Origin of the sequence: Actinoplanes campanulatus (assembly GCF_014647795.1) — a bacterium.
Classification (GTDB): Bacteria; Actinomycetota; Actinomycetes; order Mycobacteriales; family Micromonosporaceae; genus Actinoplanes; species Actinoplanes campanulatus.
Genome location: NZ_BMPW01000008.1, coordinates 89,116 through 114,970, shown reverse-complemented (window position 1 = coordinate 114,970; position 25,855 = coordinate 89,116). Strand labels below are relative to the sequence as shown.

24 protein-coding genes are annotated in these 25,855 nt (G+C 70.5%); 9 read left to right on the top strand and 15 right to left on the bottom strand.

From position 1 onward, the window contains the following. Window positions 1-6: 6 nt before the first annotated feature. A complete protein-coding gene (locus IEZ13_RS16950) occupies window positions 7-540 on the top strand; it encodes a GrpB family protein (RefSeq protein ID WP_229794746.1) in 534 nt (177 codons plus the stop codon). Here IEZ13_RS16950 and IEZ13_RS16945 read toward each other — a convergent pair. Together IEZ13_RS16945 and IEZ13_RS16940 are read right to left on the bottom strand one after the other, a co-directional pair. Continuing rightward, complete coding sequence (locus IEZ13_RS16945; protein ID WP_183218642.1) at window positions 527-1,249, bottom strand: nucleotidyltransferase domain-containing protein; 723 nt, start codon at window positions 1,247-1,249, stop codon at window positions 527-529. The genes IEZ13_RS16950 and IEZ13_RS16945 overlap by 14 nt on opposite strands. 106 nt (window positions 1,250-1,355) lie before the next feature. Continuing rightward, window positions 1,356-2,906: a DUF2079 domain-containing protein gene (locus tag IEZ13_RS16940; RefSeq protein WP_183218641.1), complete on the bottom strand. Its 1,551-nt coding sequence runs from the start codon at window positions 2,904-2,906 to the stop codon at window positions 1,356-1,358. Window positions 2,907-3,149: 243 nt separating this feature from the next. On the opposite strand from IEZ13_RS16940, the gene IEZ13_RS16935 reads away from it, so the two are divergent. Both IEZ13_RS16935 and IEZ13_RS16930 read left to right on the top strand, forming a co-directional pair. Next, window positions 3,150-4,682: a S8 family peptidase gene (locus tag IEZ13_RS16935; RefSeq protein WP_183218886.1), complete on the top strand. Its 1,533-nt coding sequence runs from the start codon at window positions 3,150-3,152 to the stop codon at window positions 4,680-4,682. A 73-nt stretch (window positions 4,683-4,755) separates the two neighbouring features. After that, window positions 4,756-5,130, top strand: a complete 375-nt coding sequence (locus tag IEZ13_RS16930; RefSeq protein WP_183218640.1) for a DUF2203 domain-containing protein — start codon at window positions 4,756-4,758, stop codon at window positions 5,128-5,130. A gap of 294 nt (window positions 5,131-5,424) precedes the next feature. On the opposite strand, the gene IEZ13_RS16925 is transcribed toward IEZ13_RS16930, so the two are convergent. Beyond that, complete coding sequence (locus tag IEZ13_RS16925) at window positions 5,425-6,186, bottom strand: carbon-nitrogen hydrolase family protein (RefSeq protein WP_183218885.1); 762 nt, start codon at window positions 6,184-6,186, stop codon at window positions 5,425-5,427. A 65-nt stretch (window positions 6,187-6,251) separates the two neighbouring features. Here IEZ13_RS16925 and IEZ13_RS16920 point away from each other — a divergent pair, with 65 nt between their 5' ends. Then, complete coding sequence (locus IEZ13_RS16920) at window positions 6,252-6,416, top strand: hypothetical protein (protein ID WP_183218639.1); 165 nt, start codon at window positions 6,252-6,254, stop codon at window positions 6,414-6,416. A 9-nt stretch (window positions 6,417-6,425) separates the two neighbouring features. Continuing rightward, window positions 6,426-7,343, top strand: a complete 918-nt coding sequence (locus IEZ13_RS16915; RefSeq protein ID WP_183218638.1) for an ADP-ribosylation family protein — start codon at window positions 6,426-6,428, stop codon at window positions 7,341-7,343. Between the two features lie 8 nt (window positions 7,344-7,351). On the opposite strand, the gene IEZ13_RS16910 is transcribed toward IEZ13_RS16915, so the two are convergent. The 3 genes from IEZ13_RS16910 to IEZ13_RS16900 all read right to left on the bottom strand — a co-directional run bounded on the left by IEZ13_RS16910 (window position 7,352) and on the right by IEZ13_RS16900 (window position 10,528). After that, window positions 7,352-7,996: a ThuA domain-containing protein gene (locus IEZ13_RS16910; RefSeq protein WP_183218637.1), complete on the bottom strand. Its 645-nt coding sequence runs from the start codon at window positions 7,994-7,996 to the stop codon at window positions 7,352-7,354. Window positions 7,997-8,181: 185 nt separating this feature from the next. Further along, on the bottom strand, window positions 8,182-9,249 hold the full coding sequence (locus IEZ13_RS16905) for a zinc-dependent alcohol dehydrogenase (protein WP_229794745.1): 1,068 nt from the start codon (window positions 9,247-9,249) through the stop codon (window positions 8,182-8,184). Between the two features lie 127 nt (window positions 9,250-9,376). Beyond that, window positions 9,377-10,528, bottom strand: a complete 1,152-nt coding sequence (locus IEZ13_RS16900) for an MFS transporter (protein WP_183218636.1) — start codon at window positions 10,526-10,528, stop codon at window positions 9,377-9,379. Between the two features lie 175 nt (window positions 10,529-10,703). Between IEZ13_RS16900 and IEZ13_RS16895 the strand changes: the two genes are divergently transcribed. Next, complete coding sequence (locus IEZ13_RS16895) at window positions 10,704-13,292, top strand: tetratricopeptide repeat protein (protein ID WP_183218635.1); 2,589 nt, start codon at window positions 10,704-10,706, stop codon at window positions 13,290-13,292. A gap of 210 nt (window positions 13,293-13,502) precedes the next feature. Here IEZ13_RS16895 and IEZ13_RS16890 read toward each other — a convergent pair whose 3' ends face one another. Beyond that, window positions 13,503-14,330: a helix-turn-helix transcriptional regulator gene (locus IEZ13_RS16890; RefSeq protein ID WP_183218634.1), complete on the bottom strand. Its 828-nt coding sequence runs from the start codon at window positions 14,328-14,330 to the stop codon at window positions 13,503-13,505. Between the two features lie 104 nt (window positions 14,331-14,434). Between IEZ13_RS16890 and IEZ13_RS16885 the strand changes: the two genes are divergently transcribed. Then, window positions 14,435-15,295 (top strand): NAD(P)H-binding protein, encoded by an 861-nt coding sequence (locus tag IEZ13_RS16885; RefSeq protein ID WP_183218633.1) that lies wholly within the window; start codon window positions 14,435-14,437, stop codon window positions 15,293-15,295. Window positions 15,296-15,301: 6 nt separating this feature from the next. Here IEZ13_RS16885 and IEZ13_RS16880 read toward each other — a convergent pair whose 3' ends face one another. From IEZ13_RS16880 to IEZ13_RS16845, 8 genes are all read right to left on the bottom strand, one after another. Further along, a complete protein-coding gene (locus IEZ13_RS16880; protein ID WP_183218632.1) occupies window positions 15,302-15,697 on the bottom strand; it encodes a hypothetical protein in 396 nt (131 codons plus the stop codon). Window positions 15,698-15,728: 31 nt separating this feature from the next. Then, window positions 15,729-17,738, bottom strand: a complete 2,010-nt coding sequence (locus IEZ13_RS16875; protein WP_183218631.1) for a hypothetical protein — start codon at window positions 17,736-17,738, stop codon at window positions 15,729-15,731. 103 nt (window positions 17,739-17,841) lie between these two features. Continuing rightward, window positions 17,842-18,921 carry an FAD-dependent monooxygenase gene (locus IEZ13_RS16870; RefSeq protein ID WP_183218630.1) on the bottom strand — a complete coding sequence of 360 codons (1,080 nt, stop codon included), beginning with the start codon at window positions 18,919-18,921 and terminating at the stop codon, window positions 17,842-17,844. Window positions 18,922-19,153: 232 nt separating this feature from the next. After that, window positions 19,154-20,191 carry a glycoside hydrolase family 26 protein gene (locus IEZ13_RS16865; protein WP_229794744.1) on the bottom strand — a complete coding sequence of 346 codons (1,038 nt, stop codon included), beginning with the start codon at window positions 20,189-20,191 and terminating at the stop codon, window positions 19,154-19,156. Window positions 20,192-20,386: 195 nt separating this feature from the next. Further along, window positions 20,387-21,580 (bottom strand): ABC transporter permease, encoded by a 1,194-nt coding sequence (locus tag IEZ13_RS16860; RefSeq protein ID WP_183218629.1) that lies wholly within the window; start codon window positions 21,578-21,580, stop codon window positions 20,387-20,389. Continuing rightward, a complete protein-coding gene (locus IEZ13_RS16855; RefSeq protein ID WP_183218628.1) occupies window positions 21,577-22,233 on the bottom strand; it encodes an ABC transporter ATP-binding protein in 657 nt (218 codons plus the stop codon). The genes IEZ13_RS16860 and IEZ13_RS16855 overlap by 4 nt, the downstream gene beginning before the upstream one ends. Further along, window positions 22,230-23,264: a peptidoglycan-binding protein gene (locus tag IEZ13_RS16850; RefSeq protein WP_183218627.1), complete on the bottom strand. Its 1,035-nt coding sequence runs from the start codon at window positions 23,262-23,264 to the stop codon at window positions 22,230-22,232. The genes IEZ13_RS16855 and IEZ13_RS16850 overlap by 4 nt, the downstream gene beginning before the upstream one ends. Further along, complete coding sequence (locus IEZ13_RS16845) at window positions 23,261-23,809, bottom strand: hypothetical protein (protein WP_183218626.1); 549 nt, start codon at window positions 23,807-23,809, stop codon at window positions 23,261-23,263. Before IEZ13_RS16845 ends, IEZ13_RS16850 begins: the two co-directional genes overlap by 4 nt. 108 nt (window positions 23,810-23,917) lie before the next feature. Between IEZ13_RS16845 and IEZ13_RS16840 the strand changes: the two genes are divergently transcribed. Both IEZ13_RS16840 and IEZ13_RS16835 read left to right on the top strand, forming a co-directional pair. Continuing rightward, on the top strand, window positions 23,918-24,574 hold the full coding sequence (locus IEZ13_RS16840; RefSeq protein WP_183218625.1) for a response regulator transcription factor: 657 nt from the start codon (window positions 23,918-23,920) through the stop codon (window positions 24,572-24,574). After that, window positions 24,571-25,806, top strand: coding sequence for a sensor histidine kinase (locus IEZ13_RS16835; protein WP_183218624.1), 1,236 nt, complete (start codon window positions 24,571-24,573; stop codon window positions 25,804-25,806). The genes IEZ13_RS16840 and IEZ13_RS16835 overlap by 4 nt, the downstream gene beginning before the upstream one ends. Window positions 25,807-25,855 lie beyond the last annotated feature (49 nt).

The window sequence follows — 25,855 nt, the reverse complement described above, 5'->3', positions numbered from 1 at the left end:
GACCGGATGCCGTCGCAGCACAGACGCGATCCGATCCGGATGGCGCCCCACCGGGCGGCCTGGGCGGACGACTTCGAACGCGAGCGCCGGCGGCTGACCGCCGTGCTCCGGCCGTGGCTGGCCGGCGACATCGAGCACATCGGCAGCACCGCGGTCCCCGGCCTGCCGGCCAAACCGATCATCGACATGGCCGCGCGGATCGGCGCCTACCCTGACGGGGCCGCGGCGATCGCCCCGCTGGCGCGGATCGGCTGGGCGCACGCGCCCGAGCCCGGCGACGAGACCGGCCGCAAATGGAGTTTCTGCTTTCCGGACCCCGGCCTCCGGACACACCACCTGCATGTGTACGAGGAGAGCGATCCGCTGGTGCCGAAACTGATCGCCTTCCGTGACCACCTGCGCCGATGCCCCGAGGACGCCGCCGACTACGCCCGCCTCAAGACGGCGCTGGCCGAAGCCGACGCCCACGACCGGCCCCGTTACCGGGCGGGGAAGGCCCCGTTCATCGAGGGCGTGCTCGCCCGCCTCAACGACCGCTGACACCGGAACGCCTCGCCTGCCGCAGGATCAGGGCGATGTCGGCGCCCCACCCGTCGAGGACGTCGCCGTGCCCCCGCTCGCGGGCCAGGTCGGCGACCGCCGGAAAGAGGCTCAGCGCACGGCCGGGCAGCCGCCCCGGCTCCAGAGCGGCGTTCCACCGGCCCGGCAGTGGGTGGGTGGCCAGCTCCCAGGCCAGATACTTGTTGTAGGGCCGCAACCGCCCGTGCAGCGCGAACACCGTCGACAGCAGCCACGGCACGCTCTCCAGCTCGTCCAGCTTGCCGGCCGCCGCCGCACCGTCCCGATGGCTCTTCACCGCCCGGTAGAGCTGGTTCACATACGCGTCCAGGAAGTCCCGAGACCAGGTGCGGGCCTCCGCATCGGTGGGAGTGGCCTGCCGCTCGACCAGGTCGGCGATGCCACCACCGAGCCGGTCGAGCAGGACGCGGGCGCCGCGATAGCCGTAGCGTGGCCAGTGCACCGAGGTGTCGGCGAGGGCCTCGACCGTGACGACCGCCTGGTCCAGCTCGGCCGACCGCACCCGCTGCCACCGGGCCAGCGCCGGCCCGGCCACCACGACGGTGACGTCACAGTCCGAGTGGGCGGTGACCATGCCCCGAGCATGCGACCCGGTCAGCACGACCCCGCGCACGTCAGGATCGGTCTCCGTGTCGGCCAACAGCCGGTCCAGCACCGCACTCCCATCCATGCCCGCCATCGTGGCACGCCCCTACGACACTTTCCGGAGCCGCCCGATCGCCTCCGGCCCGTCACTGCCCACGATCCTCCTGGCGCTGAACTCCCTTGGGAGCCGGTCAGCTGGCGGTGCCGGTGCCGCGGATGGGCTGGGTGGCGGGGGCGGTGCGCTGGAGGACGATGATGCGGCCGCCGTTGTAGACCTGGCGGAAGCCCATCTGGTCGAGCTGTTTCATGATCTGCGGGATCTCGGTGCGGCCGATCGGGCAGCTCGGGTTCCAGATGTCGACGACCGCCCAGTCGCCCTTGTCGACGTTCGAGCCGATCAGGGTGACCTCGTTGGTGGGTAGCAGCGGGATCAGCAGGTTGTTGCTGGCCCGGACGGTGACGCCCTTCGGGATGCGCTCGAGGGCGTCGGTGGCCTCCGCGACCACGGTGGCGTTGTTGAACGGGGCCGCCGTCCCCTCGTACCAATCGACGATCTTGTGATTTTGAAGGTCCTGGACGGCGAAGAAGATGAACACCGGCGCGGCGATGGCGGCCATGACGGTCGCGGTGCGGAACTGGTACCAGGGGCGTTTCGGTTCCTCGACGGGTGTGCCGCGGGGCGCCATCGCGAGATCCGGGTCGGGGCCCAGGCCGCGGGCCCGGTCGACGAGGCTGCCGATCCGGCGGAAGCCGTCGGCGACCGCGGCGAACAGGATCGGGATGAGCGGCATGTCGTAGTAGAGGTCGGAGGACCACTGGGTGTCGCGCGACGACAGCATCCGGCTCAGCATCACCGGCGCGATCATCAGGATCAGCGGGGACGCGAGCGCCGCGAAGCCGACCGGGATCAGCAGCTGTTCCCAGGTGGTGAGCTTGGCGGGCTCGTTCGTCATCAGGTTCAGGATCTCGAGCGGGTGCGTGATCATGTACGGGATGCCGGCGAAGATCCCGTCCGCGTGCAGGCTGGCCTGGTAGTCCTTGGCGTAGGTGAAGCCGCCCGGGTTCAGGTTCGGGATGATGAACTTGAGCGTCACCAGGAACCACGAGGCGCCCCAGGCGATCAGGAACCCGCCGTGCTTCCACCGCCGGTTGAGCAGGGCGTAGAGGCCGAGCATGGCGCACAGCAGGCCGCCGTCCTCCTTGACCGTGACCAGCGCCGCGGACAGGATCGTCGCCTGCGTCCACTTCCCGGCGAGCATCCGCTCCAGGCCCCAGGCCAGGAACAGCGCGCCGAACATCACCTCGTGCACCGGGAAGGCGACGGTGCCGAACACGGCATGACTGCACAGGTACGCGATGAGCATCCCGGTGCCGACCGCGATGCCGTGGCGGCGGCGGAAGATGTGGTAGATCGGGATGCCGGATAGACAGATCAGGACGATCTGGGCGTACACCAGGGTTATCGCCGAGTCGTGGATCCACACCAGCGGCGCCAGCAGTGCGAAGACCGGTGAGAAGTGGTCGCCGAGCTGCACGTACCCCTTGATCGGCACCATCGGCCAGGCGCCGTTCGCCCAGCCCTGCACGGCCTGGTAGAAGATGCCGAGGTCGCACGCGCCGACGCTGAGGGCGTCGTATTGGGCCTGCGCCCACCGGGCGAACAGATAGATCGCCACCCCCACGATCCATCCGCAGGGGGACAGGAGCGTCCGGATCGCGGTGTCCCGCACTCTGATCAGCACGGATGCACAACCTAGTAGATCTCCTCGAGGCGGCTCGGCGGGGGCATGCAAGGGATATCCCTCTTGTGTGCTTCGGCCGATATGTGCGGGCATATCACGACCGGAATAGGTCACCCGTGATCTACCGGCATAGATCCAATCGTCCGTAGTGTCCGCTGCTGAAAGCCGTTAGGGGGACGACGGCTCCCTTCCAGAACCGACCGAAAGGGAACAGGGGACGTGAGACTCCGAACGATCGCCGGCATGGGCACCCTCGCGCTGACCGTCACCACGCTCGCCGCCTTCGGCGCGCCCGCCACGGCCGCCGAGCCGACCGGCGCCATCCGGCAGGCGAACTCGCCCGACGCCATCGAGGGCAGCTACATCGTCGTGCTCAAGGACGGCACCACCAGCACCCTCGGCAGCCGGGCCGGGAAACTGGCCGACCGGTACGACGGCGCCGTCGAAGAGGTGTACGCCAAGGTTCTGAAAGGCTTCGAGGCGCGCATCGACGCGAGCGACGCCGCCCGGCTGGCCGCCGACCCGGCCGTGGCCTACGTCGAGCAGAACCAGATCATCCGGCTGGCCGAGGGCACCCAGACCGGCGCCACCTGGGGCCTGGACCGCATCGACCAGGAGAGTCTGCCGCTGTCGACCACCTACACCTATCCGAACACCGCCTTCGGCGTGCACGCCTACATCATCGACACCGGCATCCTGACCACGCACGGCCAGTTCGGCGGGCGCGCGGTCAGCGGCTACGACTTCGTCGACAGCGACAGCGACGCCACCGACTGCAACGGCCACGGCACGCACGTCGCCGGGACGGTCGGCGGATCGACGTACGGTGTGGCCAAGGCGGTGCAACTGGTCGGCGTCCGGGTCCTCGACTGTGAGGGCAGCGGCACCACGGCCGGCGTCATCTCCGGCGTCAACTGGGTGACCAGCAACGCGATCAAGCCGGCGGTCGCCAACATGAGCCTCGGCGGCGGCGCCAGCACCAGCCTCGACACGGCGGTCGCCAACTCGATCGCGGCCGGCATCACCTACGGCGTCGCGGCCGGCAACGACAACGCGAACGCCTCCACCTACTCCCCGGCCCGGGTCGCCAGCGCCATCACCGTCGGCGCCACCACCAGCACCGACGCCCGCGCCAGCTACTCCAACTACGGCAGCAGCCTGGACATCTTCGCGCCGGGCTCGTCGATCACCTCCGCCTGGTACACCAGCACCACCGCGACAAACACCATCAGCGGTACGTCGATGGCCACCCCGCACGTCGTCGGCGCCGCCGCCCTCGTGCTCCAGGACAACCCGTCCTACACCCCGGCACAGGTCGCGTCGGCACTCGTCGCGAACGCGGTCAGCGGCAAGGTCACCAGCGCCGGAACCGGCTCACCCAACCTGCTGCTCCAGGTCGGCGACAGCGGCGGCGGCGAGACGCCGGCGGGATGCACCGGCACCAACGGTACGGACGTCGCGATCCCGGACGCCGGATCCGCGGTGACCAGCTCCATCACCATCTCCGGCTGCGGGCGGTCCGCCTCGTCCACCTCCACCGTGGCGGTCGACATCACCCACACGTACCGGGGTGACCTGGTCGTCACCCTGGTCGCGCCGGACGGCTCCACCTACACCCTGAAGAGCAGCAGCAGCTCGGACAGCGCCGACAACGTGAAGACCACCTACACGGCGAACCTGTCGAGCGAGGCGGCCGACGGCACCTGGCAGCTGCGGGTGCAGGACGTCTACTCCTCCGACACCGGCACCATCGGCTCCTGGACCCTGACGGTCTGATCTCACGACGTTCACCGAACGGCTCGGCGGGTGTTCGCCGGGCCGTTCCCTCCTGGGTGACAGACTCTGCGGTATGGGGTTGTTCACGCTCGCCGAAGCACGTACCGAACTGGCCCGGCTGCGCCCGGTCCTCGATGAGGTCATCACCCTGCGTGCCGACATGGTCGAGCTGTCCGCCGCGCTGGTCCCCGGCGGGGAGCCGACCAGCCTGGGCGGGCTGCCGGAGCGCAAGGCCGCCGAGGCCCGCCTCAACGAGCTGATGACCGAGATCCAGGAGACCGGCGCCGAACTCAAAGGTGTCGCCCCGCTGCTGGTCGACTTCCCGGCCGACCTGGACGGCGTCCCGGTCCTGCTGTGCTGGCTCGAAGGCGACACCGACATCACCTGGTACCACCGCGCCGACCTCGGCTTCGCCGGCCGCCGCCCGCTCCCCGACGACGCCGTCTGACCGGCGTCCCAGCCGGTCACGGCCCCATCGGAAAGCCCGGCCCGGCAGCTCAGCCCGGCGGGCGCGGCACAGGCGCGAGTGGGCAGCGCCTCGCGTGGCCGCCACGGTTCTGGTCGCCGCTCGTACGAAATAGGGGGGAAGGTCTCGCTGCGCTCAGGGTGAGAGATAAGTGGGGGTTTCTGCTTGACGCGGCGGTTCAGTGCGATGAAGGGGTGCCGGGGTTTTGCCGAGCTCCGGACCGCAAGGGGGCCGGCCGGCGGCCGTGTGTGGGATCGGCCGCCGGTGGGGGCGGTCTCAACCGTGATATGTCAGCGAGATCACGTCACGGCGGCGCTGGCTCAGATACCAGTCGCCTGACTCGGCCGGGTCGAAAGTGAGCCGGAGCAGGCCCTTCTCGCCCATCGGCAGCTCGGCGAGCACCTCACCGCGCGGAGAAACGATCATGCTCGGGCAATGCTGCGCCGGATCGGGGATGTTGGCGGAGAGTACGAAACGCTGGTTCTCGGCGGCCCGGCTGACCAGGTGGGAACGCCAGACACCGTCCGGCTCGCGGGGGTTCGCGGCGTTGGTCAGATAGACGAGGAATCGCGCGCCGGCGGCGGCCAGATGCTGCCACTGCTCCGGGAAGCGGATCTCCCGGCAGAGCTGGATCGCCGCGGTGACGCCGTGCACGGTCGTCGTCTCCAGACGGTCACCCGGTGTCATCCGGCCACGCTCGTTCATCGCCAGGTTGATCTTCCGGTAGACGTGCGGCGGGCCGTCGGGACAGAGGTGCAGGGCGGCGTTCGACCAGCCCTGCTCTTCGGGCAGCACGGACCCGCAGAACACGTGGACCTGCTTCTCCCTGGCCAGGTCGGCGGCCTGATGGACGGCGGCGCGGATCTCCACGGGATCGATGGTGTCCAATGGCGACAGGTCCTCGGCGTAGCCGGAGAGCATCCCCTCCGGGAACAGGACCACGTCGCCGGGCCGGGCCTCGGCCAGGACCTCACGGTAGGTGGCCAGATTGGTGGCGACGTCCCAGACGGTGGGGACCTGGGCGATCAGTACGGACATCTGCACCCCGACATTCTGTCGTACCCCCGGTCTAGCCTTCGTGGTCCAGTGATCGAAGCGGGGAGATGCTGTGCTGCCGAACGACAACTGCCGAGATCCGGTACGCGCCCGGCTACTACTGGGACGATCCCGACGTGCCCCAGAAGGTGACCGGCGTGTCCGCTGAGGACCTCGATCCGGTCGCCTACTCCGAGGTGGCCCGTGACCTCCGCTACCTCACGACTGCCTAGGATCCGCGCATGACGACACGGGAATCGGCCCTCGCCACCATGACCGAGCGGTTTCCGCTGGTCGCCGAACGCGTCCAGCGGGTGTACGGGCTACGCCTGCCCCGGCACGTGGCGGTCTTCGCCGCGCTCTGGGCCAGCGACCGGGCCGCTGTCATGGAGATGGAGCACTCGGCGTGGGGCGTCACCGACTACTTCCGTGACGGCGGTCTGGATCTGGTCGGCCGCGACGGGCTCGACGAGCGGCTGCACGCCCGGTTCCGGTGCGACCCGGCCGAGTTCGTCACCGTCATGGGCGGCGGGACGGACGGGTTGCACTACGGCCTCTGGTACGACGACCCCGCCCAACTGCCCACCCTGATCGCCCACAACTACGCCCGCGACAGCGCCGAGACCTGGGCGTCCCGGCCACCGACCCTGATCGGCGTGCTCCGCGAGCAGACCGAGCGGTTCCTCGCCGACTACGGCGACGAGCCGGAGGACGCCGAACGGGCCGTACCGCTGATCGAGGCCCTCGACTGGTATGCGGACGCCGACGTCGAGGCGCTCCGGCAGGACGGGCCACCCCGCTGGGCGTCCGGGACACGGCGGCGCACCGCGGTCTCGCTGTTTCCGATGCTGCCGCCCCGCAGCGGCAAGCCGCACCTGCCCTCGTCGGGGATGCGCCTGGAGGCCTTCCAGAAGGATCCGGCCAAGGCGGCCGAGTGGATCGCCGACGCCGAGAGCGAACTCGCCGCGGGCCGGCCGGCGCTCGCCCTCTCCGTCGGGAGCGAGCTGCACTGGGTGGACCGTGACGAGTACCGGGAGGTCGGCCTGGCCCTGCTGACCGGGGCCTACCGGGCGCTCGGGCGGGACGCGCTGGCCGAGATCGCCGAGGTGCACGCCGCCCACCGCGATCTACGGTCGGTGCAGGTGCTGACCACGCCGTGAGCCGGGGCCTATGCCGCCGCCCACCGGATGCCGTCGACCACGTGGGTCAGGAAGAGGGCGTCCGACCAGGCCTCCTCCCGGTGGCCGAGCCCGGTGTACCAGGAACGGCCCGCGCCCACCTCGCGAAACCAAGCCTGTGGGTGCGGCGACGGCATCCCGAATTCCGCCGGGGCGTAGGTGGACTCATCGACGCCGAGCAGCAGTGTGGAGCCGGGGCGGACGTCGGAGAAGGCGTACCACTCGTCGGTGAAGCGCCAGGCCGCAGGCAGATGCGCTGTCGACGGATGGCCGGTGGGAACGACGTCGACGGTTGCGGGCTGCACGCCTTCGGGATGGCCGGCGAAACGGGCGCCGAGCAGATCCGGCCACCAGTCCCAGGACGGTTCGGTGGTGGCTGCGGCGTGCACCCCGGCGAACCCGCGGCCGCCCTCGACGAACGAGCGCAGGGCGTCCCGGGCCCGCTCGCCCAGCACATCGCCCGAGGTCGAGACGAAGGCGACGGCGTCGAAACGGTCGCAGGCGGCGATGTCGGCCGGATCCTCGGAGGCGGTCACCCGGAGGTCGTCCCGCCCGGTGAGCGCGGCGATCGCGGACGGGATCGAGTCGTGCCGGAAATCGGTCGTGCGGGTGAAGAGGAGTACCCGTGGCGGCATCGGTCCATCCTGATCCCTCGGGAGGAGGGCCGTGCGGAACCGGAGCGCCGCGCGTGTCGCTGTGATCACCGGCGTGAGCTCACCCTCCACTCGCCGACCAGGGCCGGCACCTCTCCGATGTGCAGGGGAACCGGCCGGCGCTCCGGAAGATCAGGCGGCCCGCTCTCGCGAGGCGGGGGAGGGCGTCAGCGTCCCCCGTACGCGATCCGGGGGTTGATCTGGATCTTCGGACCGGGCCCCGCGCCTGCCGGGCGTGAACCGGACAGGACGGCCGCGGCCTCCTCGAGGCCGACCGTCGCGGCGACCAGCGGCCGCGGATCGATCGCCCCCGCCGCGAATGCTGCGATGGCGTCCGCGAGGCCGGCTGACGCGCCGAGGATCCCGACCGTGGTGACGTCCTTCAGCACGGCGTCCCGGGTGTCGATCATGCTGGGTGTCCCGGACAGGCCGATGTGGACCACCCGGCGTCCCGGTTCGACGAGCGAGATCGCGAGGCCCGGCATCGACGGCGCGTTGGTGGCGTCGACAACCGCGTCCCAGGACAGCGTGGGCAGGGTTGTTGAGGGCAGGGTTGTTGAGGGCAGGGTTGTTGAGGGCAGGGATGCCACATCCCAGGATTGCGAGAATCCGAGTGACCGGGCGAACTCCAGCTCCTGGCCGAGCAGGTGCACCTCCAGCCCGCGCGCCCGGGCCAGCATCGCGGTGAGCAGGCCGATCGTGCCGGTGCCCAGGATCAGCAACCGTTCCCCGGCCGCGAGATCGGCGGCATCGACGCAACGCTGGGCGTTGCCGGCCGGCTCGACCATCGCGCCGGCCACCGCGTCCACCGAGTCCGGGAGCGGGTGCAGGTAGGCCGCCGGAAACGCCATCCGCTCGGCCAGCGCTCCCGGGAGCCCGTCGCGAATGCCCAGCTCATGCCGTTCAGGGCAGACGTGATGTCGCCCCGCGAGGCATCGCCGGCAGTCACCGCAGCCGATCATGGTGTCGCCGGTGACCCGTCGCCCGATCCATGACTCGCCGACGCCCGCCCCGACCGAGCGCACCGTTCCGGACCACTCGTGTCCGGGCCGTAGCGGGTACGACGACGCCCCGCTGTGCAGGTAACTCATCTCGCCGGTGAACAGTTCGACGTCGGTGCCGCATACGCCGACCCGCTCGACGTCGACGATCACCTGCCCGGGTGCGGCGATCGGCATCGGCACCTCACGTACCTCGGCCTTGCCCGGAGCAGTGACCACCAGCGCCCGCATCATGATCAGGATCCTAGGACCCCCGCCCAGATCTCCATCACACCCAGATCTCCATTACGCCCAGATCTCCATTACGCCCAGATCTCCATTACGCCCGGGCCCGCTCCCAGGATCTGCCCCGTTCCCGCCCTCAGGATCGGGACCGGGCTCCCATGAGCCCCGCCCCGACCTGCAACACGCCCAACCCCACGATCATGACCAACGTCGCGTCCCATGCGTCGGTCCGCTCGGCGAGGACCCCGGCCGCCACCGGCCCCGCCGCCGCGAGCAGATACCCGAGCGACTGCGCCATCCCGGACAGCCGGGTGGTCTCCGCCGCGGTCCGCCCACCCAGGCTGATCAGCGTCAACGCCGTCACCAGCGCGGCGCCCTGCCCCAGCCCGGCGATGCCCGCCCACACGACGGCGAGCCCCGGCGCGGCCAGCAGCCCCAGCATCGCGACGATCACCGGGAGGCTCGCCACGACCGCACCCAGCCGACGGGTCCCGGGATCACGCAGCAGCAGCGGAATCGCCAGCCCTCCCAGGATCCCCATCCCCTGGAACAGGAACAGGTGCAACCCCGCGACCCGCTCCGGGAACCCGGCCGCGATCTCGATCGTCGGCAGCCATGTCACCAACACGTAGAAGCACGTCGACTGCAGACCCATGAACGCGGTGATCATCCAGGCCCGAGGCTGCCGCCACACCGCCACCGAACCCGTGACCGCGACCACCTCAGGAACGGGAGAGATCCGCGCCCGGGGCAGCCACAGCGCCGCCACGGCCAGCGCCAGCCCGCCCCACACGGCAAGCGACAATCGCCAGTCCACGGCGTCCGCGATCGGCACCGCGACCGCCGAAGCCGCCGACGCCCCGATCGTGATGAATGCCGTATAGAACCCGGTCGCCCGTGACACATTCGACGCGTAGTCACGTTTCACGATGGCCGGAACCAGCACGTTCCCGACCGCGATCGCACACCCGATCACCATCGTGCCCACCCACAGCCCCGCATGCCCGGTGTAGGACCGCACCAGCGTCCCCACCGCCAGCACCAGCAGCGCCGCGAGTATCGCCCGCGCCATCCCGAGCCGCCCGGCCATCCGGTGCACCTGCGGCGACACGAACGCGAACGCCAGCAACGGCAGCGCCCCCAACAGTCCCTGCGCCGCCTCGCCGAGCCCGACGTCCGTACTGATCTGCGGCAACAACGGCCCGACCGCGGTGATCGCGGGCCGCAGACAGAGCGCCACCAGGAAGATGGTGGCGGCAGTCGCCGCCGTCCCGGTCAAGGCAGGCATGACACGTTTCATCCGAGTGAGCCTCTTACGCGATGATCCACTCGGTCAAGAAGCCTGGCGCCCAGCGGTGCCGGATGAGGTCGCCTCATCCGGGCTGATCCGTGATCACGGTCCTTGGCCGGCGTACTAGCCTCGAACCCGCTACGACGTCGAGAACGATCTCCATGGAGGTGCCATGCCGCGGGACACCTTCGCCGCGCCGCCCGATCCTGCCGAGGCCGACACCGTCGACGACCTCGTCGAACGGTTACGCCTGCTGAAGGTCTGGGCCGGCGACCCCTCGTACGAGACGATCAAGGAGCGGGTCAACGCGGCCTGGACCGCGCAGGGCCGGCCGGCCGGCGAGCTGGCGCGACGGTCGACGGTGGCGAACTGCTTTCAGTCCGGCCGGCGACGGCTGAACACCGACCTGGTCGTCGCCGTGGTCCAGGCCCTACGCGACGATACCGGGTACGTGACGCAATGGCGGCAGGCCCTGCGCGTCATCGGCGGAGAGGTCGAGGCGGTCTCCCAGGTACGGGTCCAGGACACCCTGCCGCGGGATCTGGTGGAATTCACCGGCCGGACCGGCGAGCTGAACCGGCTGAGCGACGCCGTCCGGCAAGCCTCCCGGGCCGGCAGCGCGGTAGTGATCTCGGCGATCGAGGGCATGGCCGGGGTCGGCAAGACCCAGCTGGCCGTCCACGCCGGACACCTGCTCCTCCGGGAGGAACAGTTCGACCGGGTCCTGTTCGTCAATCTGCGCGGCTTCCACCCCGACCCCACCCAGCCGCCGGCCGACCCGGCGGCTGTCCTCGACGGATTCCTGCGGCTGCTCGGCATGCCCGGCCATCAGATACCCCACCAGCTGGCCGCCCGCGCCGCCGCCTACCGCAACCGTCTCGCCGGCACCCGGGCCCTGATCGTGCTCGACAACGCCGCCACCGCCGAACAGGTCGGTCCGCTCCTGCCCGACGTGTCGGGCTGCGTCACCCTGGTCACCAGCCGGCGCAGCCTCGCCGAGCTGCAGCCCACCGCCCAGCTCACCGTCGACGTCTTCGACCCGGACGAGGCGACGGCCTTCCTTGCCGCCGCCGTGTCCGGGCTGCCCGTAGGCCCGAATCCGGATGCGATCGCCCGGATCGCGCGACGCTGCGGCTACCTACCTTTGGCACTGGGCCTCATCGCCGGCCACATCCGCAACACCGCGGGCTGGACACTGACCGACCACGCCGATCGGCTCGACGAGCGCCACCATGACCGGCGCCTCGAGGCCGGCGTCGAACTGGCTCTCGACCTGTCCTACCGGCACCTCCCCACCGACCAGCAGCGTCTGCTCCGCCTGGTCGCCCTGCACCCCGGCCAGGACTTCGACGCGTACGCGGCAGCCGCCCTCACCGACACCGCCCTCGACACCGCCGAAGCCTGCCTGGGCGCCCTGTTCCGTGATCACCTCATCCAGCAGGCCACGGCCGGCCGGTACGTCCTCCACGACCTGGTCCGCGCCTACGCCACCGCGCGCGCCCACGACCACGACTCCCCACCCGCACGCCGCGCCGCCCTCACCCGCCTGTACGACTACTACCTGGCCACCACCGCGGCCGCGATGGAGATCCTGCTGCCCGGCGAGGCGAACGTCCGACCGCACGTCTCCCCGGCCGGCACCCCCGTCCCGCCCCTGGCCGATCGCCCGGACGCGCTCGACTGGCTGGACACCGAACGGCCCACCCTGGTCGCCGTCGCCAACCACACCGCTACGCACGGGTGGCCGGACCACACCACCCGGCTGGCCCGCACCCTGTCCCGCTACCTTCAAGGCGGCCACCACAACGACGCCCTGACCATGCACGGCCACGCCCACCGCGCCGCCCGCGGCAGCGGTGACCTGAAGGGGCAGGCCCACGCCCTGAGCGGTCTTGCCATCGCCCACCTGCGGCTGGGCCGGCCCGACGCGGCCGACGACCACCTCCGGCAGGCTCTCGAGCTGTTCCGCCAGACCGCCGACACGGCTGGGCAGGCCCGGGCTCTCTTCAACATCGGCCTCATCGCGGAACGGGCCGGCCGATACCCGGATGCCATCGAATACAAGCAGCAGGCCCTGGAACTCGACCGGCGCAACGGCGACCGCATCGGAGAGGCCACCACGCTGGGCGGGCTCGGCGCCGTCATGGAACGGGCGGGCCGCCTCGACGAGGCCACCGACTACTACCGTCAGTCGCTGACCGTGTCCCGCGAGACCGGCAACCCGCGCGGTGAAGCCCTGGCGCTGCACGGCCTCGGCGAACTCGCCGTTCGCATGGGCCGGTACGAGCCGGCCGGCGACCACCTCGAGCAGGCAATGCGGCTGTACCGGCAGATCGGCGACCGCACCTCCGAAGCCGGCGCGCTGGAGAGCCTCGGCTCACTGCACACCCGCCTCGACCGGCTCGCCGAGGCCACCGAGTACTACCAGCAGGCACTGACCGTCTTCCAGGAGACCGGCAACCAGGACAACGAGGCATGGGTGTGCAACGGGCTCGGCGAGGTGTCCCGCGCCGCCGGACGGACCGCTGACGCACTGACCCACCACACTGCCGCCTTCGCCATCGCCAGCGTCACCGGCAACCGTCATCAGCAGGCCCGTGCCCACGCCGGTCTCGGCGACGTCCACCGGGCCCTCGCCGACCCCGGGCGGGCCCGCGACGAGTACCGGCAGGCCCTCACCCACTACGTCGACCTCGGACTGCCCGAGGCTGACCAGATCCGCGTTCACCTGGCCGAACTCGACGCACCCGAGCAGAGCTGACCCTGACATCGGCCGCTCGCCGTGCGTCGCGTCACCCTCGCGTCCAAATTCGTCCAGACTCCGCCCACGCCACCTCGTCGAGGCGGATGCTCGACAGCGCCGGATCTTCCCAGGGATGGGCGGCGCTGGTCACGGGGGTCGAGGAGCGCAGAATCCTTGGCCGGCCAGCCACAGAGATCGGCCCTGCGCCTCGCCGCCGGGGCCGATCTCTCATCCGGTGTCCACGGTGTTCGCCGTGCACGCCTCGGTGACGGGCCAGCGTCGCGTGGTGAAGGCGTACGGGGTCGTGCCCATGACGCGGTGGAATTCGGCGGTCATGTGCGACTGGTCGTAGTAACCCGCTCGGGCCGACACCTCCGGCAGCCTCTGCTGGATACGGGCGAGCACCGCCCGAACGCGGTCGAGGCGCACGAACTGGCTGGGCGTCAGGCCGACTCCATCGGCGAACACCGTACGAAGATGTCGCTCGCTCACATTGAGGCGCCGGGCGACGCGATGGACGGACTCGCGTGACGAACCGTCGCCGATGGACAGCAGCGCCGTCGCCTCGGCGACGATGTGCCGGCGGAGAGCGGCGCGGTCGCCATGGGCCGACGGGGCATCCGGCAACGCCGCGGTCAGCGATCGCAGTCGTGCCGCGTGCGACTGCGAGGCGACCAGTGGACCGCTGTCGGCGATCGCCTGGACGAACGCTGTCAACGACCTACTGTCCAGATCGGCGGCGGCAACGGCCCGGTCGGCAAGGTCGCGCAGGGGAAGGCCGAGGAAGTCGGCAGCCCGTCCTGGCCGGAAACGTAGTTGTAGGCAGTCCCGGCCGGGCCGCCCGAGATGGTACCTGGCTTGAGTCCGGGGTCCCATGATCACGATGTCATGCGGGTCGTCGGAGCCGACCCGCCACGTCAGTGTGGCGGCATGGTCGGGCTGTTCCAGTACGGCCGGCGCATCGTGGATGACAGGTTGCGCTCCCACAGTGACACCGGAGAACCATGGCCGCAGCAGGTGGGCCATCTCCGGGGTGATCAATCTGTCGCGCTGCACAGTTCAGCACCGTACTTCGTGGTGCGGGAGAACATGGGTGCCCACATCGGGCTGTGCCGAAAGTTCCTAGGCCTGGCCACGGTGGTCCTGCAACGGTGACACCCATGATCCTCGTTACCGGTGCCTCCGGAACCATCGGCCGCCACGTTGTGCAGCTTCTGCGGCAGAGCGGGCAGCCCGTTCGCGCGATGACCAGGGCCCGGCCCGGCCACGCCATGCCGCCGGGCGTCGATGTGGTGCAGGCCGACTTCGAAGACCCTGCCTCTCTGCGCCGGGCGGTGGCCGACGTACGCGCCGTGTTCCTGCTGACCGCTCCGGCTACACCTACGCCAGATCATGACCTGGCGTTGCTGACGGAAGCTCGGGCGGCGCGGGTCGGCTCGGTGGTGAAACTCTCCGCGATCGGCACCGGCGAACGATTCGGCAGCGCAACCGTCGGCGCCTGGCACCAGACGGCTGAGGACGCCGTCCGCACCAGTGACCTGTCGTGGACGGTTCTGCGGCCGTCGGCCTTCGCCTCGAACTGCCTCCACTGGTCGGGCGCCATCCGCGCTGGACAACCCGTATCCAATATGACAGGCGACGGCGCGCAGGGCGTCATCGATCCGCGCGACATCGCCGCGGTCGCGGTCGCCGCCCTCACTGATCCCGCGCATGCCGGCAAGACCTACACGCTCACCGGTCCGGAGCTGCTCAGCGTTCCCGATCAGGCGCGTCAACTAGCCGAGGTCATCGGCCGCCCCGTCGTCAGCGTCGACGTCCCCTCGACCAGCGCATCCCAACAGCTCCTTTCCTCAGGGATGCCCCCGGCGGCCGTGGAGGCCACCGTCATCGGGACCGCCTGGGCGCGTGCCGGGCACAACCGCATCCTCACCGAGGATGTAGCGACGGTGCTGGCACGCCCCCCTGCGACCTTCCGGGACTGGGCACAGCGTCATCGGGAGGCCTTCATCGGAACCCCATGACGACAACTACAGGTTGTTGATCCGGGCCAGCAGCTCTGCCTCGGTCAGGTTCTCCAGGACCGCGTCCTGCTTGCGCCCCAGGACTGCCAACAGCTTTTCCTTCTCCAGCTTCTTGGCCGCCGCTGCCTTCGCCGCCTGCTCCTCCGCGAGGCGTACGGCGATGACGTGCTTGACGACCTCCAACTTGGTCTCCAGGGTTGCCTTGGCCGGATTGGTCTCGGTGGCCACGAACGACTCGGTGTCGATGGCCTTGAGTTCGGCGTTCACGGCCTTGGCCACGTCATCGAGGCTGAACCCGGACTTGGCGGTCAGTGGAAGCTCCCACAGCTGTTCCGTGGTCAGCAGGCCCTTGGCCGACGGGTAGCGGAACTTCTCCCGCGTGGCCTTTTCGAAAATGGTCACGGTGGCCTCTCTCGGATGTCCGGGTAGGGAATCAGAACTGGATGCTGATGAGGCGGCGCCGCCCGCCGGTCATGGTCACCTTGGCGACCACTGAATTGCGGACCGTGGAGCTGAAGCCGAGGCCGGACAGCTGATCCTCCGACGGCTCGCACTTGGTGCGGTCGCCGAGAACCTCGAACACCTTGCGGTGCGGGTGCAGGTCGCCGCGGAGGAACTCGTTGTAGATCCCCCGGGCCGGCTGGTCGTTCACGCACCCTTTCAGCATGAAGAAGTAGTGGCGGTTGCCGACCTCGTTGTCGTCGAAGTAGTTCGGCGAGTACATGACGGTGGACACCGGCACGAACTGTTCGGTGGTGATGCCCCACAGATCCTTGCCGACGCTGCCCGACCGCATGTCCTTACCCGGCCGGAAAGCGGTGATCACCTCGCCGGCGACCGTCATCCGGCCCACCTCGACGGTCTCCTTCTGGCCGACCGCCCGCTCGTGGCTGTAATGCTCGATCTTTCCGTTGTTCTCGGTCTCGATCACGAAGCCGACCCCGGCGCTGTCCCGCTTGCGGAACTGGTTCACCTCGATCCGGTACTCGCCGTCGGCGATCTTGCCGGCCCAGGTGACGTTCTCCACCGGCTCGCGCGAGAACGGCCCGTTCGCGTTCATGTCGACGTCCAGTTTGTTGCGCTTCTCCTGGTACCAGATGTGGTCGCCGTTGGGTTCGAACACGTGCAGGTCGAGGTCGTCGTGGTTGAACCAGGACAGGCTCACCCGCAGCTTGCCGGTGACGTTGCCGCCGGCCCGCTTGACCTTCTCCTTGATCGAGTCGGTGACGTTGCCGCCGTAGGACCAGCCGAAATCGTTGTCCCAGGTGAACAGTCGCGGGGCGTCCGGGTTCCGGCCGGTGGTGAGACTGACGAAGTGCGGTTCGTGGCTGTTGGCGACCCACAGGTCGATGGACGCGGCGCCGGGCAGGATGTCCTTCATGAAGGCGATCACGGGAATCTCCTCCGGCTTCGCGTCCCGAAGGCGCGCACCTGCCGAACCGGTGGTGGCCGCCTGCATGAGCAACCCTTCGATGCCGTCCTTCATCCGCGACTGCGTGTCGTTGTCGACCCACAGCACGTTGGTGACCGACACGTCGGACAGCCGGGCGAAGCGTCGCTGCAGCGACTCCTCGATGCCCAGCTCGCCGATGGTCTTCATGGCGGCCTTGACCATGGCCGGAGTGATCAACGCCGTGGGCCGCTGGTAATTCTGCGGCGCCACCTTCGCCTCGAACGACCGGACCGCCTGCTCCAGGTCGACGCCCGCGGAGAGATCCTGGACGAGGGTGCCGATCACCGTGTTGCGGAACCGGGCCGCCGGGTTCATGGCGTTGGCGAAAATGAAGGCCCGTCCGTCGGCCGCCTGCGTCCACTGGTTCCGCAGCGACCGGAACTCGGTCACCGCCCGGCGATGCTCCGTGCCGCGGTAGAGGGCGTTGTCGTCGATGAGGTCCACGACGGTGTCCAGAGCGTGCTGGGTCAGCTCGGCCAGGCCACGCTGGAACACCTGCACCGCGGCGTCGAAGGCGCCCCGTGCCGCGCCGACATCCCCGGTGTGGTGCCGCTTCTCTACCCGGCCGTGCAGGTGGTGCCACACCTCGACCTGGCCGTCGCGCAGCGTCCGGGTCGTCTTCGTCCCGTACTGCGCCTCGGCGGACCGGAAAACGCCGGACAACGGCAGCGAGCCGACGAATTCGTCCATTGCGGCGGCGACGACCGAGAAGACCGGGTCAAATGCAGAAACCCCGGACCAGACGGTACGGACATGTCCGTTGTGGATCTCGACGACGTTACCGAAGTTCTTGACGAACCCGCGGCAGGTCGAGCAGTCGTACTCGGACCGCTCACGGAACCGAGGATTGGTGCCGGCGGGAAAGGAATCGAGAAAGGTGAGCCAGAGCGAGTCCCGGTCGAGACCGTCGCCGACGACGTACAACTCGCCCTTGGACATCGCGGACAGACGTGTAGTCACATCCGTCACGAACTGCTGAAAATCGCCCACCGTGTCATCCCCCTTGATCACGAAGATCCTATGGAGCGCACGCCATCGGAGAAACGTATTTCCAGCCGTCCGCACGGTCACGGACGGGTGCCGGAGCCGGCGGTCAGTCGACCGGATCCGCGTACGGCGATGATGTGCCGAGCCGGCTCATCTGCGCGCTCGCCGCGACGGTCTGTTCCGTTGGCTCCCGGCGGATCGCCTCGTAGGCGGCGAAGGCCCCGGCGGCGTCCGTCTGCTCGCGGAGGCAGCGCGCCAGTGCCACCGCGTCCTCCAATGCCATCGACGCGCCCTGGGCCGCCGCCGGCGACGCGGCGTGTGCGGCATCACCGGCGAGCACCATGGATCCGCGATGCCAGATCGGCGTGGTCGGTACGTCGTACGAGTCGCCGCCCGTCACGTCGTCGCCGGTGGCACGGATGACGGCGGCGGCCGGCGACGCGTCGTCGGCGAACGCCAGCAACGCCCGCTCGCGCCACTGCGCGGCCGTGATCGTGGAAGGTCCCGCCTGCGGTCCGGGAATCCGCGCGAACCACCAGGTACGCCCGTCGGGGGCCGCCGTGTAGCCGAAGAACGCCCGGCTACCGAAGATCATGTGGTACGCGTCCGGGGCGGTGGGTGCCGGCACGCTGGACGCATAGCCGTAGACCACCGCCTGGCCGGTGTAGCGCGGGCGCGGGGCATCCGGGTCGATCAGGGTGCGGGTCGCCGAATGGATGCCGTCCGCGCCGACGAGGATGTCGCCGGCAGCGGAACCGCCGTCGGCGAAGGTCGCCCGCACCCCACCACCGGCGATCATCCCGGCGTGGACCAGCCGGCGTCCGTGCTCGATGCGCACTCCGCGCGACACCGCCTCGCCCTGCAGCGCCCGGTACAGCGTGGACCGCAGCAGGGTGCGCGGCCCCGCGTCGTCCGCGTCGCCGATCCCGCGGGTCTCCAGCAGGCGCCCTCCGGCGTCGTAGATCTCCACACTGGCGGCCGGGTACGACCCGGCGATCACCGGTCGGTGCGCGTCGAGGGCGCGCAGCGCCGCCATGCCGTTGCCCATCACGGTGAGGAACGCGCCCGCATCGTCCCCGCCGGCCGGATACGCCTCGTACACGACGGGCTCGTATCCCACTGCCTGCAACGCGATGGCGGTTGCGCAACCGGCGATGCCACCGCCGATGACAAGAGCCTTGGTCATCAGATTCCTCCCGTGAAATGCCCGGCGCGGCGGCACCCGCCGGGCGCTCCGGCAGCACACGCTACCCGGGCCGTCGTAGTGAGCTCTGGGCCTTCAGCAGCGACATGCAGCATTGGCTCAAGCCGGCGCCCGCCGATCCGGAGCTCGTCCTGCCGCAGATCATGCGCCCAGGAGACCCGGAAGCGCCGCCCGGGAACCGGGCGGCGCTTCTCGTACCAGGGAAAAGATCGGGTCAGCCGATCTTGACGTTGAAGATGGGGTCGGCGGCGAGCTTCTTGAACGACGCCAGGCTGGCCTTGGTGCTGTCGATGCTGATGTCGCGGTCGCCCTGGTCGTCCTTCTGGGTGTCGAAGTGCACGATCGCCTTGATCTGCGGGCGCTTCTTCAGCTCCGGGATGACGTTGTTGTAGAGGGCGGACTTGTCGGTGTTCTTACCGACGCGGTGGTAGGCGCCCCACTCGGCGACCATGAACGGCTTGTCGGCGTGCTTGCTGGCGGCCCAGTCGTAGAAGCCCTGACCGCCGCCCTTGGGCTTGCGGTCGAGCAGGCTGGCGAAGTTGCCGTGGTGGTAGTAGCCCTTCTCGACCGAGGAGTAGGAGTCCAGGCCGATCCAGTCGACGACGTCGTCGCCGGGGTAGAGGTCCTTCCACCAGGACTGGGCCATCCACTTCTCGTTGCCCATGTAGGCCATCACGTTGACGACGTTGGTGACGCCCTGCGCCTCGAGGCGCTCGATGGTGTGCCGGTACATCGCGGCGAAGTCCTTGGCCTCCCAGCCGGACCCCTTCTTCGCGATCACGTCGTTCTCCGGCTCGTGGTTGAGCGCGAGGAAGAACGGCTTGCCGTACGCCTTGGCCCGCTCGGCGAACGCGTCGATCCGGTCGTCCTGCTCGCCCTTGGCGACCTTCGCCCAGGTCGAGCCTTCGGCGACCTTCCAGTTCTCCAGCAGGATCCGCGGGTTCGCCGGGTCCTGGGTCATCGCGATCTCGGCCTTGGTCGGGAAGACCTCGTCACCCTTGTGGTACTGGTGGAAGATCGTCGCGGTCCGGCCCGACGCCTTCTCCCAGCTCTTGAGGGCCTGGTCACGCGGGGTGCTGGTGAAGCCACCCGCGGCGCCGCCCCACAGCACGCCGCAGGTCGGGACGAGGTTGTCACCGGTGGTGCACGTACGCGGCGCGGCGGACGCGGACGTCGGCGCCACGACAGCGGTGGCTCCGGTGATCACGGCGGTCAGAGCTGTCACGAGCATCGGCAGCTTGGCACGTCGCAAGATGAATCTCCCCCGGTAGTCGGCCGCGTTTCGGCCGGCATGTGAAAGAGATTCCAGGACCGCCAGAGCAGGCCCGGGACCCAACCGGGTGCCACCCGGTTGCCCTACTTGAGGAAACCCACGGTTGCATTCCGGTTGCCGGACCGGCGGGTTCGGATGGGTACGACAGAGCAGCCCGCCGGGCGCCGATAGGCGTCAATGGGTCAGTGCCTCGGTGGGTGCGAGGCGGGCCGCTGCCGCCGCGGGGTAGAGGCCCGCCACCGCGCCGACCGTGATGGTGGCGGCCAGGCCACCCATGAGCGCCCAGCCGGGTATCACCGCAGGCCACGTCCGGTACCAGGCGTAGCCGGCGGTGGCGATGGAGCCGAACAGAACGCCCGCGCCGCCGCCGAGAGTGGCCAGCAGCAGCGATTCGCACAGGAACTGCAGGCGGATCTGTCCGCGGGTGGCGCCCAGGGCCCGGCGCAGGCCGATCTCGGCGCGGCGTTCGAGCACGGAGATCACCATGGTGTTGGCGACGCCGACCCCACCGACGATCAGGGCGACCGCGCCCAGCCCCAGCAGCATCCCGTTGAGCGTGTTGCCGGCCACCCGGGCCGCCGACAACGCGTCCGAGGGCCGGGAGACCTTCACCTCGTTGGGGGCCTGCGGGTTGACCGTCGCGGCGAGCACGGCGCGGACCTGCTCGACCGACGCGTCCGTGGTGCGGGTGTAGATGGTGGTCGGCGATCCGTCGAAGTCGAGCAGGCGCTGGGCCGCCGGCCAGCCGACGAGCGCCGCCGAGTCCAGCTCGGGCGCGAGCGGGATCGGCGCCAGGATGCCCACCACGCTGAACCAGCGGCCGCCCAGCCAGACCCGGGGGCCGGGGGAGTCGATGCCGAGGCGAAGCGCTGCGCCGGCGCCGAGCACGACGGTCGGCCCGTCGGCCCCCTCGGTGAGCCAGCGTCCCGCGGTCAGCCGGGCGCCGACGTGTTCGAGCAGGTCCGCCCGCGCGGCCAGCACGGAGATGCTGCCGTTCTGCCCCGCGGGGATGTGCTCGTTGCGGTAGACCTTCGCCGCGAGCCTGCCGGTGGCGGTGACGCTCTGCACGGGACCGATGCGCCGTACCATCGCCGTTGATTCGGGCGGCAGTTTCGCCTGCGCGCCGGCGAGGGTGTTGCCGGGCGCCACCGTCAGCAGGTTGGTGCCCAGGGCGCGCAGGGTGCGGTCCAGTTCGGCGCGGCTGGACGCCGAGATCCCGACGACGGCGAGCATCGCGGCGATGCCGATCGCGATGCCCAGCGCCGACAGGACGATCCGCAGCGGCCGGGTACGCAGGCCGGCGGCCCCGACCCGGACCACGTCGTCCGGGGCGAGCCGGGCGGGTACCGGCCTCGTCGGCGCGCTCACGACTCACCCAGCCGGCCGTCGCGCATCGTCAGGCGGCGGGGGAGTCCCGCGGCGATCTTCTGATCGTGCGTGATGACCACGACGGTGGCGCCGTCCGCGTGCAGGCCGTGCAGCAGCGTCATCACCGCGGCGCTGGCGCTCGAGTCGAGGTTGCCGGTCGGCTCGTCGGCGAGCAGCACCGCCGGGTCGCCGACGACCGCCCGGGCGATCGCCACCCGTTGCCGTTCCCCGCCGGACATCTCGTGCGGCCGGTGGCCCGCCCGGTGGTCGAGGCCCACCCGCGCAAGGGCCAGGGCCGCCCGGCGTCGCCGTTCGCGCCGCCGTACGCCGCAGTAGAGCAGCCCGTCGGCGACGTTGTCGAGCGCGGACACCCCGGGCGCGAGGTGGAACTGCTGGAAGACGAAGCCGATGGTGCGGGCCCGCAGGGCGGACAGCGACCGGTCGGGCAGGTCCGCCACGTCGTGGCCGTCGATGCGTACGGTGCCGGCGGACGGGCGGTCAAGCGCGCCGAGCAGGTGCAGCATCGTCGACTTTCCGGAGCCCGAGGGGCCGACGATGCCGACCAGTTCACCGGCGGCCACGGTGGCCGACACACCGGCGAGCGCGGTGACCCCGCCCGGGTAGGTCTTCGCCACGTCGATCATCTGGATCATGCGGGCATCCCGACGGTCATGCCTTCGGCCAGGCCGGAGCCGCTGACCTCGGCGCGTCCCTCGGCGAACATGCCGACCTGTACGGCCAGGTACCGGGATGTGCCGTTCTCGACGACCTGCAGGCCGTATCCGCCGTCCGCCAGCGCGAGCAGGGCGGGGACCGGCACGGTGAGCACGTCGTTGCGCTGCCGGCCGGTGTAGGTGACCTCCACCGGGGATTCGCGCGGGCCGCCGGTGTCCGGGCGGCCGGTCAGCGCGATGGTGACCGGCACCGTCGGGTCCTCGCCCTCGGCGCCGGTCGCCCTCGCGCCGACGTGCTTCACCTTGCCGGAGGCCTGCTTGCCGCCGGGCAGCGCCACCGAAACCTTCACGCCGGGTGCGGCCCAGGCGGCGTCGGCGGCCGGAGCCTTGACGGTGACCACCGCAGCGGTGCCGGTGTAGGTGAGCACCGCACCGGTCCCCGGATCGCCGATCCGTACCTTGAGCTCGGCGATCCGGATGCTTCCGGGCGCCACGACCGCCCAGGACGTGGTGACGGTTCCGGTTCGTGGCAGGCCGAGCCGCTCCTGCCAGCGCCGTACGGCCTGGGCGGTCGACGCGGTGTACTCGTCGTCGACGGTGAAGCCGTCGTAGCCGAACGCGCGCAGGTTGCGCTCGAACTGCCGCACGTCGGGGCCCTCGGTGCCGGGCGCCAGCGGGCGGTACAGCGGCAGGACGCCGCCCAGCAGCACCACCGGCCGGTTGTCGACGCGTAGCAGGGTGCCGCCGGGCCTGATCGTGGCGGTCTCCTTCGGCAGCCACGTCACGGTGCCGGTGGCGCCCGACCTCATCGGCGCCGGGTCCCCGTACCCGAGACTGCCGTCGATCTTGATCTGTTCGGCGAGAGTCTGGCGCCGCACCGTGGTGGTGGCCGCCGGGCCGTCGGGGGTGGGCTCCGGTTCCTTCTCGCGGCCGAGGATCGCCGCGGCCGTGCCCGCGGCGCCGAGCGTCACCAGCGTGACCAGCAGCGCCGCCGTTGTCCGGCGGGTCATCCGTCCACCCGGATGGCCGGCATGGCGGCGCCCCCGCCGAGCTGCTGGCACTTCGGCGCCGCCGCGTCCAGCTTGTCGAGAACGCCGGCCTTGTCCTTGCCGATGCTGAACTCGCCGGTCTCCGGATCGGGGTCCGGGAACTCCGGCACTCCGTTCTCCCGCAGGCATTCGGCGTATTCGCGGCGCTTCGCGACATCCTCGGCCGGCATCTTCCCGGGTTCCCCGCCGTTGGGCAGGAACTCGCGGCACCTGGTCGACGCGGCCGTCAGCTTCGCCTCGTTCGCCTTGGTCACCTCGAGCCCGCGCATCATGCCGTCCGGGCCGGGATCCTCCATGTCGACGCCGTTCTCCCGCATGCACTGCGCGAATCTGCGGCCCTGCGCGGCCGCGTCCTGCGCCTGCGGCGCGGTCGCACCGGCACTGGCCGTCGGTTTCCCGCCGGCCGACGCCACCGACGGCTCCTGCTTCTGTTCCGCGCAACCGCCGAGCACGGCCGCGAGCAGCACCGGTACGACGATCAGCCGGGTTCTGTCGGCGAATGTCATCGTGGTTCCTCCCTGGGTTCGGGAACCACCACACCAGTTCGCCCGTTAAATGATCATTAGTGCTGGCGCTAACAGCTTTCTAACGGGTCCGCGCGGCAGGATGGCCCGATGCGTGTACTGGTGGCAGAGGACGAGGTCGTGCTGGCGGACTCGATAGCCGAGGGCCTGCGACTGCAGGCCCTCGCCGTGGACACCGCCTACGACGGCGACGCCGCATTGCGACGTCTCGCTGTCAACAGCTACGACGTCCTCGTCCTCGACCGGGACCTGCCGGTGGTGCACGGCGACGACGTGTGCCGGGCAGTGATGAACGCCGGTTGGGACGTGCGCATGCTGATGCTGACCGCCTCCGGGGGCCTCAGCGACCGGGTCGCGGGCCTTTCGCTGGGCGCCGACGACTACCTGCCCAAGCCGTTCGCGTTCGCGGAGCTGGTCGCCCGGGTCCGGGCGCTGGGCCGGCGTGCCCGCCCGGCCGCCCCGCCGGTGCTGGAACGCGCCGGCATCCGGCTCGACACGTCGCGCCGTCAGGTGTACCGCGACGGCCATCACGTCGCGCTGTCCCGCAAGGAGTTCGCCGTGCTCGAGGAGTTGCTGCGCGCCGACGGCGCGGTGGTGAGCACCGAGCAGCTGCTGGAACGTGCCTGGGACGAGCACACCGACCCGTTCACCGGCGTGGTCCGGGTCACCATGCTGACCTTGCGGCGCAAGCTCGGGCCGCCGCAGGTGGTGACCACCGTGACCGGAGTGGGGTACCAGATCCCGTGACGACGCACCGGCTGACCATCCGGGCCCGCCTGACCGCCCTGTACGGCGGACTGTTCCTGCTGGTCGGCACCGCGCTGCTCGGCATCACCTACCTGCTGCTCGCGTCTGCCCTGAGCAACCCGAGCTTCGGTCGTACCGCGGTCGTCGCGGCGATACCCGGGATCGAGATCACCGCCGTCGACACCGGCGTGGCGCAGCCGTCGGACGACGCCGCGACCGAACCGCAGCCGACCAGCCCCGACCCGGCCTGGACACCCGAACAGCAGCGGCAGGCCGAGAAGACCATGCGGCTCGCGGCGACGCTGCAGGAGCAGTTCCGCCAGCAGACCCTCACCTCCCTGCTGCGCCAGGGCGCCCTCGCCCTGGCCGGGGTCGGCGTCATCGGCGTCTGGCTCGGCTGGCTCGCGGCCGGCCGCACCCTGCGACCACTGCAGGAGATCACCGCGACCGCCCGCCGGGTGGCCGAAAGCAACCTGCACCAACGCATCGGCCTCAGCGGACCGCAGGACGAGCTGCGGCAACTCGCCGACACCTTCGACGACATGCTCGCCCGCCTCGACGCCGCGTTCGGCGCCCAGCGCCGGTTCGTGGCGAACGCCTCCCACGAACTGCGCACCCCGCTGACCATCAACCGGACCCTGATCGAGGTCGCGCTCAGCCACCCCGACCCGCCCCCCGAGCTGCGCCGGCTGGGTACGGCCCTGCTGGCGATGAACGCCCGGCACGAGAAGCTGATCGAAGGGCTGCTGGTGCTCGCCGGCTCCGAACAGCGGCTCACCACACGCGACCGCGTCGACCTCGCCGAGGTGACCGGTCGCCTCGTGGACGCCGCCCGGCCCGGCGCCGTCGCCGCCGGCGTTGACCTGCGGTTCTCCGGGGCGCCGGTCCAGGCGATCGGCGATCCGGTGCTGCTCGAACGCGCCGTGCAGAACCTGCTGCAGAACGCGATCGCCTACAACGTGCCGGACGGCGACGTGACGGTGACCTGCGCCGGATCCGTGGTCACTGTCGCCAACACCGGGCCGGTCGTCGCCGCCGACGAGATACCCGGCCTCTTCGAACCCTTCCACCGCCTGTCCGGCCGCACCGGCCCCGTCGACGGCAGCGGGCTCGGCCTGTCGATCGTCCGGTCCGTCGTCACCGCGCACGGGGGCGAGATCACCGCCGAGCCCCGCCCGGCCGGCGGACTCCGTATCTCCCTGCGGTTCCCCGTGCCTCCGCGACCCCGGTGAGGCTTCCTCAGCCGGATGTCAGCGGAACCGGGGGACCGGGTCCGCCGTC

Excerpts from the sequence above, each read along its gene's own strand:
- IEZ13_RS16950 (WP_229794746.1), top strand. The coding sequence starts at position 7 with ATGCCGTCGCAGCACAGACGCGATCCGATCCGGATGGCGCCCCACCGG.
- IEZ13_RS16945 (WP_183218642.1), bottom strand. The coding sequence starts at position 1,249 with ATGGATGGGAGTGCGGTGCTGGACCGGCTGTTGGCCGACACGGAGACC.
- IEZ13_RS16935 (WP_183218886.1), top strand. The coding sequence starts at position 3,150 with ATGGGCACCCTCGCGCTGACCGTCACCACGCTCGCCGCCTTCGGCGCG.
- IEZ13_RS16930 (WP_183218640.1), top strand. The coding sequence starts at position 4,756 with ATGGGGTTGTTCACGCTCGCCGAAGCACGTACCGAACTGGCCCGGCTG.
- IEZ13_RS16925 (WP_183218885.1), bottom strand. The coding sequence starts at position 6,186 with ATGTCCGTACTGATCGCCCAGGTCCCCACCGTCTGGGACGTCGCCACC.
- IEZ13_RS16920 (WP_183218639.1), top strand. The coding sequence starts at position 6,252 with ATGCTGTGCTGCCGAACGACAACTGCCGAGATCCGGTACGCGCCCGGC.
- IEZ13_RS16915 (WP_183218638.1), top strand. The coding sequence starts at position 6,426 with ATGACGACACGGGAATCGGCCCTCGCCACCATGACCGAGCGGTTTCCG.
- IEZ13_RS16910 (WP_183218637.1), bottom strand. The coding sequence starts at position 7,996 with ATGCCGCCACGGGTACTCCTCTTCACCCGCACGACCGATTTCCGGCAC.
- IEZ13_RS16905 (WP_229794745.1), bottom strand. The coding sequence starts at position 9,249 with ATGATGCGGGCGCTGGTGGTCACTGCTCCGGGCAAGGCCGAGGTACGT.
- IEZ13_RS16900 (WP_183218636.1), bottom strand. The coding sequence starts at position 10,528 with ATGCCTGCCTTGACCGGGACGGCGGCGACTGCCGCCACCATCTTCCTG.
- IEZ13_RS16895 (WP_183218635.1), top strand. The coding sequence starts at position 10,704 with ATGCCGCGGGACACCTTCGCCGCGCCGCCCGATCCTGCCGAGGCCGAC.
- IEZ13_RS16885 (WP_183218633.1), top strand. The coding sequence starts at position 14,435 with ATGATCCTCGTTACCGGTGCCTCCGGAACCATCGGCCGCCACGTTGTG.
- IEZ13_RS16870 (WP_183218630.1), bottom strand. The coding sequence starts at position 18,921 with ATGACCAAGGCTCTTGTCATCGGCGGTGGCATCGCCGGTTGCGCAACC.
- IEZ13_RS16855 (WP_183218628.1), bottom strand. The coding sequence starts at position 22,233 with ATGATCCAGATGATCGACGTGGCGAAGACCTACCCGGGCGGGGTCACC.
- IEZ13_RS16850 (WP_183218627.1), bottom strand. The coding sequence starts at position 23,264 with ATGACCCGCCGGACAACGGCGGCGCTGCTGGTCACGCTGGTGACGCTC.
- IEZ13_RS16845 (WP_183218626.1), bottom strand. The coding sequence starts at position 23,809 with ATGACATTCGCCGACAGAACCCGGCTGATCGTCGTACCGGTGCTGCTC.
- IEZ13_RS16840 (WP_183218625.1), top strand. The coding sequence starts at position 23,918 with ATGCGTGTACTGGTGGCAGAGGACGAGGTCGTGCTGGCGGACTCGATA.